At 69.8% G+C, this 13,538-nt stretch carries 12 protein-coding genes; 5 read left to right on the top strand and 7 right to left on the bottom strand.

Translation table 11 applies throughout. From position 1 onward, the window contains the following. Positions 1–104 precede the first annotated feature (104 nt). Positions 105–299: a DUF3046 domain-containing protein gene (locus ACQPY4_RS29505; RefSeq protein WP_433326302.1), complete on the top strand. Its 195-nt coding sequence runs from the start codon at positions 105–107 to the stop codon at positions 297–299. 62 nt (positions 300–361) lie between these two features. Here the strand turns inward: ACQPY4_RS29505 and ACQPY4_RS29500 are convergent, their stop codons facing one another. The 5 genes from ACQPY4_RS29500 to ACQPY4_RS29480 all read right to left on the bottom strand — a co-directional run bounded on the left by ACQPY4_RS29500 (position 362) and on the right by ACQPY4_RS29480 (position 3,628). Then, a complete protein-coding gene (locus ACQPY4_RS29500) occupies positions 362–814 on the bottom strand; it encodes a DUF350 domain-containing protein (RefSeq protein WP_433326300.1) in 453 nt (150 codons plus the stop codon). Between the two features lie 9 nt (positions 815–823). Further along, positions 824–1,984 carry a glutathionylspermidine synthase family protein gene (locus ACQPY4_RS29495; RefSeq protein ID WP_433326298.1) on the bottom strand — a complete coding sequence of 387 codons (1,161 nt, stop codon included), beginning with the start codon at positions 1,982–1,984 and terminating at the stop codon, positions 824–826. A 2-nt stretch (positions 1,985–1,986) separates the two neighbouring features. Then, on the bottom strand, positions 1,987–2,310 hold the full coding sequence (locus ACQPY4_RS29490; RefSeq protein ID WP_433326296.1) for a hypothetical protein: 324 nt from the start codon (positions 2,308–2,310) through the stop codon (positions 1,987–1,989). A gap of 193 nt (positions 2,311–2,503) precedes the next feature. Continuing rightward, on the bottom strand, positions 2,504–2,689 hold the full coding sequence (locus ACQPY4_RS29485; RefSeq protein ID WP_433326294.1) for a hypothetical protein: 186 nt from the start codon (positions 2,687–2,689) through the stop codon (positions 2,504–2,506). Between the two features lie 78 nt (positions 2,690–2,767). Beyond that, positions 2,768–3,628 carry an ATP-grasp domain-containing protein gene (locus ACQPY4_RS29480; RefSeq protein ID WP_433326292.1) on the bottom strand — a complete coding sequence of 287 codons (861 nt, stop codon included), beginning with the start codon at positions 3,626–3,628 and terminating at the stop codon, positions 2,768–2,770. Between the two features lie 219 nt (positions 3,629–3,847). On the opposite strand from ACQPY4_RS29480, the gene recA reads away from it, so the two are divergent. The 4 genes from recA to ACQPY4_RS29460 all read left to right on the top strand — a co-directional run bounded on the left by recA (position 3,848) and on the right by ACQPY4_RS29460 (position 10,087). Continuing rightward, positions 3,848–4,963 carry a recombinase RecA gene (gene recA / locus ACQPY4_RS29475; RefSeq protein ID WP_433326290.1) on the top strand — a complete coding sequence of 372 codons (1,116 nt, stop codon included), beginning with the start codon at positions 3,848–3,850 and terminating at the stop codon, positions 4,961–4,963. A 1,864-nt stretch (positions 4,964–6,827) separates the two neighbouring features. Continuing rightward, positions 6,828–7,289: a regulatory protein RecX gene (locus tag ACQPY4_RS29470; protein WP_433326288.1), complete on the top strand. Its 462-nt coding sequence runs from the start codon at positions 6,828–6,830 to the stop codon at positions 7,287–7,289. Between the two features lie 314 nt (positions 7,290–7,603). After that, the gene (rny, locus tag ACQPY4_RS29465; RefSeq protein WP_433326286.1) at positions 7,604–9,109 is read left to right on the top strand and encodes a ribonuclease Y; all 1,506 of its coding nucleotides are present in this window, start codon (positions 7,604–7,606) and stop codon (positions 9,107–9,109) included. Between the two features lie 51 nt (positions 9,110–9,160). After that, a complete protein-coding gene (locus ACQPY4_RS29460) occupies positions 9,161–10,087 on the top strand; it encodes a trypsin-like serine peptidase (RefSeq protein WP_433326284.1) in 927 nt (308 codons plus the stop codon). Between the two features lie 325 nt (positions 10,088–10,412). Here the strand turns inward: ACQPY4_RS29460 and ACQPY4_RS29455 are convergent, their stop codons facing one another. Both ACQPY4_RS29455 and ACQPY4_RS29450 read right to left on the bottom strand, forming a co-directional pair. After that, the gene (locus ACQPY4_RS29455) at positions 10,413–12,374 is read right to left on the bottom strand and encodes a prolyl oligopeptidase family serine peptidase (RefSeq protein WP_433326282.1); all 1,962 of its coding nucleotides are present in this window, start codon (positions 12,372–12,374) and stop codon (positions 10,413–10,415) included. A gap of 89 nt (positions 12,375–12,463) precedes the next feature. After that, positions 12,464–13,531: an NAD(P)-binding domain-containing protein gene (locus ACQPY4_RS29450; RefSeq protein ID WP_433339074.1), complete on the bottom strand. Its 1,068-nt coding sequence runs from the start codon at positions 13,529–13,531 to the stop codon at positions 12,464–12,466. Between the last annotated feature and the right edge of the window lie 7 nt (positions 13,532–13,538).

Here is a 13,538-nt window from a genome sequence, read left to right as displayed (position 1 = left end):
GCCCGGACAACGGCCGGACGGCAGGCCCGTGGGGACGGCGTCCAGCCCGCCCGGCCGCAGGACTTCCGCGATGGCGGGGGTGTGGCTCGGATAGCGTGGGCCGGGTGCGGCTCACTCAGTTTTGGGAACGGATGAACCAGCAGTTCGGCGAGGGTTATGCCGACAGCGTGGCCAAGGACTATGTCCTGGCCGAGCTTGGCGGCCGCACGGTGGAGCAGGCGCTGGCCGACGGGGAGCCCGCCAAACGCGTCTGGCAGGCCGTGGTCGCCACCTTCGACGTCCCCTCACGTCTTCGGTAGCCCGACGCCCCCCGGGAAGCGAAAAGGGCCGCCCGGACGTCCGAGCGGCCCTTCGGCGAGTGTCAGCCGGAGACGGCCATGGCCGTGACCAGGCCGATCGACACGTTGGCAACGCCGAGCAGGATCACGGCGGGTTCAAGCTTGGGGGCCTTGACGCAGCCGCGCACGTCCACGCCGATGATCCGGTCGAAGATCACCACGGCCAGGCCCTGCGCGACCACGCCGACGCCGCCGAACACCGAGACCCGGATCAGGCCCTCCAGCAGGTCACCATGGGCGTAGTAGATCGACACGGCCACGATCAGGCCGATGCCGATGGTCGCCGCGCTCGCCAGGAAGGTGGCGTTGGGGCTCTTGTCCGTGCGGATGATCGAGATCAGCCGGCCAGGGGTCGTCCAGTCAACGATGTAGAAACCGAGGATGAACAGGACCAGGCCAACGGCGGCATAGGCGAAGATCGCCCCCACGCCCTCGGCGAGGACGTTCCCGAGGTTGTCGTCGAGCGCGAGTTGCATCGTTCTCCTTTATGACAGGGGTATTCGGTGGGGGACGAAGGAGGAGGTGTCGTCGGTGATGAGACCGCTGGTCTCGCGGATGCCCAGCCCCGCGGACTCGTCGTGGACGACCCACGCGCCCAGCACCGGGTGCTGGCCGTCGAAGTCGGGCAACGGGCAGAACTCCTGGAAGACGAAGCCCTCCTTGCCGTACTCGCCCTCGGTGGTCTGCTCGGTGCCGTCCTCGGTGACGATCCGCATGCTGGCGCCCTCGCGGCCCAGCAGCGGCTTCTGCACGTACGAGGTCAGGTCGGACGGGGTGTTCAGGTAGGTCGGGAGCAGGTTGGGGTGACCCGGGAACAGCTCCCAGAGGAGCACCAGCAGCGCCTTGTTGGAGAGCACCATCTTCCAGATGGGCTCGATCCAGGACGTGGGGGCCGCCGGGATGTGCCGCCCGAACCGCTCGGAGACGATCCACTCCCACGGGTAGAGCTTGCACAGGGCGCGGATCTCCTGCATTTCCAGGTCGAAGAACTGCTTACGTTGGGAGTGCCACCCGATGTCCTCCATGGCGAGCGCCTTGCCCGGAAGCCCCGCCTCTTCGGCGGTCTCCTGGATGTAGGCGATCGTCATGACCTCCTCGCCGGTCTCGTCGGCGTTGGTCCAGGCGAAGTGCGCCGGGCCCCCGTTGAACCTGGGGGCGATCTCCTTCCAGCGGTCGACCAGCCGCTCGTGGATGGAGTTCCACTGGTCGTCATCGGGATAGACGTCCTGAAGCCAGTACCACTGGACGATGGAGCTCTCCAGGAGGGCCGTGGGGGTGTCGGCGTTGTACTCCAGGAGCTTGGCCGGGCCCGTCCCGTCGTAGACGAGGTCGAAGCGCCCGTAGAGGTGCGGGTCCTGGCGCCGCCACGACTTCTCGATAAGGGGCGCCACCCAATCGGGGATGCCGAGGGCCTCATAGCGGCCGGTGGTGACGACATGGTCGACCACCTGGAGGCACATGCGGTGCAGTTCCTCCACGACCTCTTCTAGGGCGAGCACCTCGTCCATGTCGAAGACGTACTGGACGGACTCGTCCCAGTAGGGGCGTGTCAGGTGCTCGGGGTGGGCCGTCCTGTGGAACGCCAGCCCGTGGGACTCGACCTTCTCCGCCCAGCCCTCTCGGGGGACCGATGCCTCACGGCGCATTGTCAGCCACCGCTTTTCCCGCGTCCGCCGAAGCCCTTGCGGGCCAGGGTGGAGCCCTTGCTGGTCTTGATGTCGCCGTTCTTGGGCCCGTAGGAGCTGCCACCCGAAACGTAACCGCTGGAGTCGCGCTTGCCGCCGTAGTACCAGTAGTAACGGCCGTAGGAGACCGCCCCGGCCTGGGGGTCACGCGAGTTGCACAGGGAGTCGGGCACCACGCGGAGCCCGCCCTTGGTCTTTCCACCGGGGGGCGCGAGCCGGTCGACGCACCAGGCCGTCGTGGATTTCGACCCGCAGGCGACCAGGGTCAGCGACAGGGCGCTGACCATACCGATCTTGACAGCCCGGGAACTGAGCCGGCGAGGCTGCTCCTGTGGAGACAACGAGAACACGTCCTTCGAAACGGGCGGCAAGCGTCCATATGGTTCCGGACAACGGGGTCGGACGGCGCCGAGAGGCAACGATCCGGGGGTCGCGGAGCCCATAGCTTAGAGGGGGTCGTCACTCGGACGGAAGATCCGCTCACCCTCCGCTTGAACTGCCGCCGAACCCGTCCCGATCGCAGTCGTCGTCGTAGTCGTACGAACTGGAGGACGACGAGTCGCAGTCGTCGGTTGAGCAGGACACCAGGAACAGGGACAGCGTCCCGACCATTCCGACCGTGACCGCGCGGGACTTGAGCCGGCGCCGGACTTCCTTCGAGGGCAACGAGACTCCTTCATGATGAAACCGATGCCATCTGTGACGAAGGAGACTAGCGTTCTGGTTCTGCCGAAACGCGGAAAACTAGTCCGGAACAGGCAGATGTGCGTACAGGTCCATCGGGTCGACCGTCGAGGGAAGGTCGCTGACCTGGCCGTCGCCGACCTCCACGACCCGCCACTGGCCGTCCTCCCGCCGTGCGAGATCGGTGGTGATGAACCGGCAGCCCAGCGTCCGCACGGCGGGGGCCACCGCGTCCAGTTCGGGGTCGGGTTCCAGACCGGGACTGTCGGGATGCGGCCCCACCAGCGCGGGTTCACCGTCCACCCACCACACCCGGGCCTCGCCGCCCCCGTCATACGGCTCGAACTCGCGCACCACCAGGCCGCCCGCGAGGAACTCGTCCTGCAGGGCGATCATCTTGGCCACGATCGAGCGCAGTTGCGGGAGGTTCTTCACGTCCGGGACGAAACACGCCTCGTCCCACTCGTGCTTGCGCGACTTCACATAGTCCTTGACGATCGCGGGGCCGCCCCTGAGGGGCCGGACGAGCTCGCTCAGATCCCTAGGGCTCTCCCCCGGGGCCAGGGGACACCACACGCTGTGCGGAGTCAGCCCGGCGAATGTGTCATGCCACCCGGGGAGCTCATGGGCACGCCGGTAATCCTCCGGATGCGTGAGCAGGGTCGCCCCGCGCTTCTTCAGGGCGACCGACAGCGCCGAATACTGCTCGCTGGTCAGCATCCAGCCCCGGTACCAGACCGGACCGAGATTGCGGGGGACGGCCCCCACCGCCGTCTCCGCGTCCCCGAGCCGCAGGACGTCATGGTCGACGAGAGCGATTTCCCCGTAATGATCCCGGACGGCCGCGGCCTCACGGGAGAAGTGAGGCTCAACCCGCCGGGGGTGGAGCGGATCGACGCAGAAGAGGACGGTCAGCGTCATGATGGAACCCTCCGTGGACGGCGCCAGCGTACGGGGTTTCGCCCGCCGAGCGCACGGGGTGATTCCGGCCAAAATCGGAACCACCACCATGATCGAACGGATGTTCGGTAAGGTGGGCGACGCGAAACTGTCGGTGGCGCCTCGTAGCGTCGCCTTCGACACTGCAGACAGTGGCCGACCGCGAGCCACGACGACAAGAAGGACAAGGGGCACACCGTCATGGCAGCGAACGACCGCGAGAAGGCCCTCGAAACCGCTCTCGCCCAGATCGAGCGGCAGTTCGGCAAGGGCTCTGTCATGCGCATGGGCGACGAGGCCCGGGCGCCCGTCGAGATCATCCCCACGGGCGCCATCTCCCTCGACATCGCGCTCGGCATCGGCGGCCTGCCGCGCGGCCGTGTCGTCGAGGTCTACGGCCCCGAAGGCAGCGGCAAGACCTCCATCGCCCTGCACGCCGTCGCCAGCGTCCAGAAGCAGGGCGGCATCGCCGCCTTCGTCGACGCCGAGCACGCCCTCGACCCCGAGTACGCCTCCAAGCTCGGCGTCGACATCGACGCCCTGCTGGTCTCCCAGCCCGACACCGGCGAGCAGGCGCTGGAGATCGTCGACATGCTGATCCGCTCCGGCGCGATCGACATCGTCGTCATCGACTCCGTCGCCGCCCTCGTCCCCCGCGCCGAGATCGAGGGCGAGATGGGCGACAGCCACGTCGGTCTCCAGGCCCGCCTGATGTCGCAGGCCCTGCGCAAGCTGACCGGCGCCATCAACCAGACCAAGACGACCTGCCTTTTCATCAACCAGCTCCGCGAGAAGGTCGGCGTCATGTTCGGCAGCCCCGAGACCACCACCGGTGGCCGCGCGCTGAAGTTCTACGCCTCCGTCCGCCTCGACGTCCGCCGCATCGAGACCCTCAAGGACGGCACCGAGGCCGTCGGCAACCGCGTCCGGGTCAAGGTCGTCAAGAACAAGATGGCCCCGCCCTTCCGCGTCGCCGACTTCGACCTCCTGTACGGCCTGGGCATCTCCAAGGAGGGCGGCCTCATCGACCTCGGCGTCGAGCACGGCTTCGTCCGCAAGTCCGGTGCCTGGTACACCTACGACGGCGACCAGCTCGGCCAGGGCAAGGAGAACGCCCGCAACTTCCTCAAGGCCAACCCCGACATGGCCGACGAGATCGAGAAGAAGATCAAGGACAAGCTCGGCATCGGCCCCAAGCTCGACAAGGAGGCCGAGCCCGTCCCCGCACCCGGCGAGCCCGCGGCCCCCGCTCCGGCCACCGCGGCCCCCGCCCCCGCCGGCCGCAAGTCCAAGGCCGCCAAGCAGGGCGATTCCTAACAAGGAATCCCCCGATCCAGGTGACTCTTGACGACGAGTAAGCGATGATCTCGTATGTAGGGCGGCGGCGCCTTACCCGGCACCACGGTGCACGGACCTTCCCCGATGGCGCCGCCGCTCGCGGGCGCCCATGACCAGGAACCCCTGGGACGAGCCCCCACCCGAGCCCACCTTCACCGCCCAGTGGGCCCGCGACGCCTGGTCGGAAACCGAACCAACCACCCCTTCCGAGTCTCCGCCCACCCCAGAACCCGCCCAACCCCACCCGTGGAACCAGCCCACCCCCCAAGGCCCGGCCCCCTTCACCCCCGAATGGGCCCGAACCGCCTGGTCCACCACCCCGTCCACCCCGAACGAAGATCCCCAGGGTTCGCCCCCCGCCGAACAACAACACCCCACCCACAAGCAGAAGCCACCACCCAGCAGCCCCGAAACCAGGCCCGCCTCCGCCACATCCCGCAAGGAAACCCCGCCCGCTTCAGAGGCCCTCCCACCTGAGCCACCCGCCCAGGAGACACACCGGAGGACGTCGAACGAAGCGGCGTCCACCCCAGAGGCACCCGAAACCCGCGAGCCGCGCCCGCCCGACGCAGGACGCCCCGAGGCCCTTCCGGCCAAACGGCCACACTCGTCCCGCAGCAAATCAGCGAAACAGACGACAACCCGTGGCCGTAACACCGAGCCGCCCACCAAGTCCAGCGAGGCGCCTTCGCCCGAGCCGAGTCGCTTGGACGAAGCCCACGCTGAAACAACGCGCTCACCCCGTAAGGGCGAAGCAGCGCCCCAAGCCACAACGCGCGCTCGTGAAACCGACCCGCATAAGTCGCCCAGCGAGGCGCCTTCGCCCGAGCCGAGTCGCTTGGACGAGCCTGACGCTGAAACACCGCGCCCGGCCCGTAAGGGCGAAGCAGCGACCCCAGCCAAGACGCGCGTTCGTGAAACCGACCCCCTCAAGCCGCCCGCCGTGACGTCACGCGTTGGGCCTGGTGGACGTCGGGGCGGTCAGGCTGAGCGGTTGAGCAAGGCGCCGCCGGTTTCGGGGGCGCCGTTTGTTGAGTCCGGCGGGGAGGAGGCTTCCGGGGCGGCGCCTTCCGATGCTCTTCCGGTTGAGTTGTCTGCCGAGGGTCCGTGGCCGCCGCGTCTACGGACGGTGTCGGCATCGGCCGCTGCGGGTGGACGTGCAAGCGAGTCTGGCGAGGCGGCGGTCGCTGGGGCCTCTCGGGCGGACTCGTCTGAGGTGGGGCGTTCCGAGGAGCCTCGTGCCGAGGTGGGGCGGGCGACGCGGAGGCGGAGGAAGTCGACGTCTGTCGAGCCTCGCGGGCGTGTGAGCGGCGAGGACGGGTTGGCGCCCGGAGCGGCGTCCGCTTGGGAGGCGTTGCCCTCGGGAGCGGGGGAGACGAGCTCGTCCGGGGTAGCGGGGGGCGATGTCCTTGCGGGTGAGCCCTCAGGTGAGGAAGCGGGGTCGGCCCTTGGACGGAAGGCGTCGGTGTCGACGAGTCGTGGACGCCGGGCTCAGCAGCTGAGCCAGGTGGACGCGCAGCGGGCGGAGGTTGTTCCAGCGGAGGACGTGCGTCTTGGTGACGAATCGTCCGCGTCTGTGAGCGGCGGCCCTTTCGGGCGCGACGGTGCCGGGCTTGAGGCTGGTGGGGGTCTTGGGGCGGCGCTCGATGACGGGGAGCAGGATGCCTCGGGGGACGAGAGCGGATTTCGGCCTGCACCTAAGGCGGGGCGAGGGGGCTCTGGGCGGTCGGGGAAGCGTGGGAACGCCGGGGGGCGTCGGGGGCGGGGCGGCAAGGCGCGTGGTGGGGAGGGTGACGGCGGCGACTCGGCTCCGCTGGGAGAGGGGGCGGCTCGGGAGATTTGCTTGAGGTTGTTGGCCTCGGCACCGCGCACCCGGGCGCAGCTGGCGGAGGCGCTTCGGAAGAAGGGCGTGCCGGACGAGGTCGCCGAGGGGGTTCTGGCACGGTTCACCGAGGTCGGGCTGATCGACGACGAGGCGTTCGCGGAGGCGTGGGTTCGGTCGCGGCACAGTGGACGGGGGCTGGGAAAGCGGGCGCTGGCCGCGGAGTTGCGACAGCGGGGCGTGGCCGAGGAGACACTGAAGGACGCCGTCGAGACGGTCGACTCCGAGCAGGAGGAGCAGCGGGCCCGCGAGTTGATCGCGCGCAAGGTGGCGGCCAGCCGGGGCGTGGACCCGGTCAAGCGGACGCGGCGGCTGGTGGGGATGCTGGCGCGCAAGGGATATCCGTCGGGGATGGCGTTCCGGGTCGTCCGGGAAGCGCTCGAAGAGGACGGCGTGGAGGTGCCCGACACGCCGGATGAATGACTGGCGTCCCTGACCTGGCTCTGACTCGGTGTACCGGCTGGTAGGGGGCTATGAAGCGGTTCATCCGGGGAGCGTCGGGCGGTCCGTAATGGACCGGGTTTACTTGCTCATTACCCCCGTGCCGCTTACCGTTACCGCAGTGAGGAATTACTCCGCGCACCCGCGGATTTCGATACGGCCACTGACGTTCTAGCAGCTGAGAGGCATAAGGGACACGACGGCGCCGCGGTTATGCGGTGGCCGCATGGTGTCGTGGGTGAATCCTCGCGTGTGCAAGGGCTCCCGGGCCCGTGGGCGAGGAAGGATTCTGCCTCATGGAGAGCGTCCTGTTGGGGGCCGCGCTACTGGTGACCCTGGTCGCTCTCGTGATCGTTGTGCTTCGCAGACCCAAGGCCGCCCGGCATGAGGCGGACGAGTTGCGGGCCGCCGCCAAGGTCGACGCCGAGGAGATCCGCAAGGGCGCGCAGCAGGCCGCCGCGGAACTCGACGGGAAAGAGCAGGCCCTCCGCAAGGTCCGCGAAGACCTGGAGCGGCGCGAGACCCGGCTGGCCGAGCGCGAGGCCCGGCTGGACGGCGAGATGCGGCGCCTGGAGGAGTGGTCGGGCCGCCTGGCCGAGACCAAGCGGGAACTGGCCGAGCGCAAGCAGGAGCTTGGCACGGTCGAAGAGGAGCGGCGGCACGTCCTGGAGCGGGTCGCGGGGCTCACCGCCGAGGAGGCCAAGGGCGAACTCGTCGCGGCGATCGAGAACCAGGCCAAGCGCGAGGCGATCCCGCTCACCCGGGAGATCGAGAACGCGGCGCGGGCCGAGGGAGAGAAGCGCGCGCGCAAGATCGTGACGCTGGCGATCCAGCGGGTGGCGAGCGAGCAGACGACCGAGTCCGTGGTGTCGGTGCTGCACCTCCCCGGGGACGAGATGAAGGGCCGGATCATCGGGCGCGAGGGTCGCAACATCCGCGCCTTCGAGACCACGACCGGGGTCAACCTGATCATCGACGACACCCCCGAGGCGGTGCTGCTGAGCTGCTTCGACCCGGTGCGGCGCGAGGTGGGACGGCTGACGCTGGAAAAGCTCGTCCTGGACGGGCGCATTCACCCGCAGCGCATCGAGGAGATCTACGAGCGCAGCAAGAGCGACGTCGAGCAGCTGTGCGTCCGGGCCGGGGAGGACGCGCTGGTCGAGCTGGGGATCACCGAGATGCATCCCGAGCTGATCGCGCTGCTCGGCCAGCTGCGCTACCGGACGTCCTACGGGCAGAACGTCCTCAAGCATCTGATCGAGTCCGCGCATCTGGCCGGGGTGATGGCGAGCGAGCTGCGGCTCCCGGCCGAGCAGGCCAAGCGCTGCACGCTGCTGCACGACATCGGCAAGGCGCTCACGCACGAGGTCGAGGGCAGCCACGCGCTGATCGGCGCGGAGATCGCGCGGCGGTACGGCGAGCACGAGGACGTCGTGCACGCGATCGAGGCGCACCACAACGAGGTCGAGGTCAGGACGGTCGAGGCCGTCCTGACGCAGGCCGCCGACGCGATCAGCGGCAGCCGCCCCGGCGCGCGCCGGGAGTCGCTGGAGGCCTACGTCAAGCGGCTCGAACGGCTGGAGGAGATCGCGCGCGACCGGCACGAGGGCGTCGAGAAGGTCTTCGCGATGCAGGCCGGACGTGAGATCCGCGTCATGGTCAAGCCGGACGCGGTCGACGACATCCAGGCCCAGGTGATCGCCCGCGACATCGCCAAGCAGGTCGAGGACGAGCTCACCTACCCGGGACAGATCCGCGTCACGGTAGTCCGGGAGTCCCGGGCCACGGAGTTCGCGCGCTGAGTCTGATCATTCACGTGGTGGCGGAATGATCTAGGCGGTAGTTTCGGGCAAATGCATATGGGTCGGATGCGACTGGCGGCCGTGGCCGTCACGTCCACGGGGATCGTCGCCGCGGGAGCCGGAACGGTCTTCTTCTTCCAGGGTTCGGAGCAGACCAGAACGGTGGCGGACATGTCCGCGAGCCAGGAGGTCGGCGCGGCCGAGGCCGGTGCCACCGAGCGCTACTGGACGCCGAAGCGGATGGCCTCGGCCACCCCGCTGACGGGACGGTCCGCGCAGGGCGCCAGAGCCCAAGCCGGACCCACCGCGAAGGCATACGGGGGCATCCCGACACTCGGCGCGCTGTTCTTCAGAAACGGACGCGGTGACCACTACTGCACCGCAAGCGTCGTCCACAGCTACTCCAAGCGCCTCCTGCTGACCGCCGCCCACTGCATCCACGGCGGCAAGGGCGGAGGCTACGGCCGGTACGTCGCGTTCGTCCCTAAGTACGACCGCGGCAAGCGTCCCTACGGCACCTGGGCGGCCTCCAAGCTCTTCGTCGACCGCCGCTGGATCGCCCAGAGCGATCCCGACCTCGACTTCGGCTACGTCGCGCTCAAGCCCGTCCGGAACCGCCGGATCGAGAGCGTCGTCGGCGCCAACAAGCTCGCCGTCAACCAGAGCCCCGGACGCTGGACGCACGTCGCCGGATACCCGCACATCCGCCACGACCGCCGCGACCGTCCGATCTACTGCAACGTCAAGACCCGCCGCCACTCCCGCTTCCAACTGCGCATGGACTGCGGCGGCTTCTACGGCGGGACGAGCGGCAGCCCCTGGCTGATCAACTACAGCACACGCACCCAGCGCGGCCTCATCAACGGCGTCCTCGGCGGCCACCAGGGCGGCGGCAACGTCCACTACACCTCGTATTCGCCCTACTTCGACAAGGACGTCTACAACCTCCGAGCCGCCGCCGACAAAGCCTCCCGCTAACCCCGCGCCGACCCGACGTCACCGACCGCTGGGGCAGATCGCCGATCCGTCGTGCCAGCGGGACGGCACCGCGAAAGACGAGATTTCTCCCCGAGTTGAGCGCGTGGCTTGACGCCCATGGGCCAAAGGCGTCCCGGCGCCGCCATGGCGGCGCGAGCGGAAAGGGCTGCTGCCGGGTGTGTCGGGGCAGACGGCGACGGGCCACATCCTGGGGACGTGACCAACGCGTCCCGCCACCCGCTGGAGCGTCCGTAGGCGGGAGCGACTCGTCCTGAGCCCGACGCCGTGGTCATGGCACGGGGGGCATGACCACGGCGGTAAGGGGCTAGGTGGTCAGGTCTATGGGGGCGATTCCCTTGGGGGTGAAGCCCAGGGTTTGGCCGTAGAAGGCCAGTTCGGATTCCAGACAGGTGATGACGGTCTGGGCCCGGCGGAATCCGTGGGATTCGCCCTCGAAGGTCAGGTAGGCGTAGGGGGTCTTCTTCTCGGCCAGGGCGACGGCGAAGCGTTCGGACTGGTCGGCCGGGACGATGGGGTCGTCCAGGCCCTGGAGGAGCAGGACGGGGCAGGCCGTCCGGGCCGCGTTGTTGAGCGGGGAGCGCTCCTCGTAGGCGCGTTCGAATCCGGGGAGGGGGCCGATCAGGCCGAAGAGGTAGTGGGATTCGAAGTCGTGGGTGCCCGCGGAGAACGTCTGCAGGTCGCTGATGCCGTAGTAGGACGTCGCGGCCTTGAAGACGGTGGTCTGCGTGGCGGCGGCGAGGGTCGTCCAGCCACCGGCGCTGCCGCCGCGGATGGCGATGCGGGACGGGTCGGCCAGGCCGCCCTCGATGAGGGCCTGGGCGCAGGCGACGGCGTCCTCGACGTCGACGACGCCCCACTGGCGGCGCAGGCGTTCGCGGTAGGCGCGGCCGTAGCCCGTGGAGCCGCCGTAGTTGACGTCGACGACGCCGATGCCGCGGCTGGTGAAGTACGCGCGCTCCAGGTTGAGGGTGCTCGACACCCGGCTCGTGGGGCCGCCGTGGACGAACACCACGTAGGGCGGCAGCTCGCCCGCGGGGGCGGCCGCCTCGGGGTTGGACGGGGGGAAGACCAGGGCGTGGACGGGACGGCCGAAGGGCCCCTCCAGCTGCTCGGCGCGCGGCGAGGGCAGGTAGGCGACGTCGGGGATCTCGGCCAGCTCGCGGCGCAGGCCCTCGACGCGGCCCGTCACGGTGTCGACCCGCACCACCGAAGACGGGACGTCCTCGCCCCCGGCGATGCCGACGATCGTCGTGCCGTCGGCCGAGAGCGCGGTCTGCCAGTTGCTGTAGGGGACCTCGAGGTCGACCAGTTCGAGGGTCTCGGGGTCGTAGACGCCCAGGCGCTGGTCGCCCTCGCCGTGGATGACGGCGAGGCGGCCGTCCTCCAGCAGGGCGTAGGGCATGCCCCCGAGCTGCCACAGCGGCCCGGCGAACTCCTCCTCGGCCGGGTACAGGGCCTGGGGCGACTCCCCGTGGAGGCCGACCTGGTAGATGTTCCACCAGCCGGGCCAGTCGGAGATGACGTAAAGGGCGCTGTCGTCGGCCCAGAGGGGGGCGATGGCCGATTCGGTGAGGCCGCCCTTGACCGTGCGGGGGAGGACGGTGACGCCGTCCTCGATCGCCGCGACGCGCAACTCGGTGCCGTCCCACGGCATACGGGGGTGGTTCCACTGGACCCACGCCAGGTGCCCACCGGACGGGGACGGGACGGGGCTGGCGTAGAACTGGGCCCCGGTGACGAGTTCGCGGATGGCCGAGGCGTCCTCGGCGGCGCTCCCGTCGAGGGGGACGGCGACGATCGCGCGCCGGATGCCCTCGGGGGTGTGGCCCTCGCACACGCACCAGATCTCGGTTGCGTCGGGGGACAGGACGTAGTCGGCGTAGCGCAGTCCACCCGGGACGGCCGGCTCAGGAGTGAGGGGCCGGGGCTTGGGGTCGCTGGGGTCGAGGCGGTGCAGGCGCTGGTCCTCGTAGTTGGAGAACACGAGCGCGTGCCCGTCGCCGGTGCGCACCGGCAGGTAGGAGCGACCCCCGTACTCGTGGACGCGCGTGCGCGCGTCCCAGGGGTCGGTCAGCAGCTCGGTGCGATGCCCGCCCTGGAGGTGGACGACCGTGGTCCGTCCGCCTTCCTCGGGCCGGCTCTCCTGCCACCAGACATCATTGCCGGACACGGTGGGGAAGCTGAGGCGCAGCCGGGCGCGAGCGACGTCGGCCGCGGATATCGGGGAGGGCCAGGAGCCGTAGGGGAGGGTCGCACGAGCGGTCATAACAGGAATCGTCCCGCATACGGGGATCGGTTGGGGCCATGACTCGGCCATTGAAGCCGGAAAGATTCCGGCTGATCACCTGGGCGGACTCACAGCCCGGCGGCGATGGCCAGAGGTGGTCTTCCCGAGTCGCCCAGGAGCCTGCCGATCTCACGGACCGCCACGCGTCCCGCGCGGTTGGCCCCGATCGTGCTGGCGGACGGTCCGTAACCGAGCAGATGGACGCGCGGGTCGCCGGCCACGGCCGTCCCGTCCATCGCGATCCCGCCGCCCGCGCCGCGCAGCCGCAGCGGCGCCAGATGGTCCAGCACGGCCCTGAACCCGGTGGCCCACAGGATCGCGTCGGCGTCGAAGCGGGTCCCGTCGTCCCAGACGGCGCCGCGCTCGTCGAGCCGAGCGAACATCGCAAGCCGCCGCAGGACGCCCTTGTCGCGCGCCTCACGCACGTCGTCGGTGAGCACCAGCCCGGTGGCGCTGACGACGCTGGCGGGCGGCAGCCCCCGCCGCACCCGCTCGGCGACCCGGGCGACGGCGTCACGTCCGCGCTGCTCGTCGAACGGCCCCTCGACCCACACCGGAGGGCGCCGCGTCACCCAGGCGGTCTCCGCGGCCACCTCAGCGATCTCCATGAGCGCCTGGACGCCCGAGGCCCCGCCCCCGACGACGATCACGCGCTTGCCGGCGAACTCGTCCGGCCCCCGGTACCCGGCGGTGTGCACCTGGCGTCCCCGGAACGTCTCCATCCCCGGGTAGTAGGGCCAGAACGGCTTGTCCCACGTCCCCGTGGCGTTGATGAGCGCGCGCGCCGTGTAGTCGCCCTCGGACGTCTCCACGAGCAGCCGCCCGTCGCCCGCCTCGCGCACCGCCGTGACATCCACCGGACGCCGCACATCGAGCGCGAACTCCCGCTCGTACCGGGCGAAGTACTCCGCCACCACCTCCGACGCCGGACGGGACGCGTCCCGCTCACCCAGAGCCATCCCCGGCAGATCATGAATCCCGTGGGCCGCTCCCAGAGTCAACGTCGGCCACCGAAACTGCCAGGCCCCACCCGCCCCCGGGGCATGGTCGAACATGACGAACCCAAGCCCCGCCCTACGCAACGAGTACCCGGCCGACAACCCCGCCTGCCCGGCCCCCACCACCGCAACATCCACGTCGTAC

The sequence above is a fragment of the Spirillospora sp. CA-294931 genome, from assembly GCF_050946795.1.
Lineage (GTDB): Bacteria > Actinomycetota > Actinomycetes > Streptosporangiales > Streptosporangiaceae > Spirillospora.
Note: the sequence above shows the minus strand (reverse complement) of the source record. Positions and strands in the feature narration are given on the sequence as shown.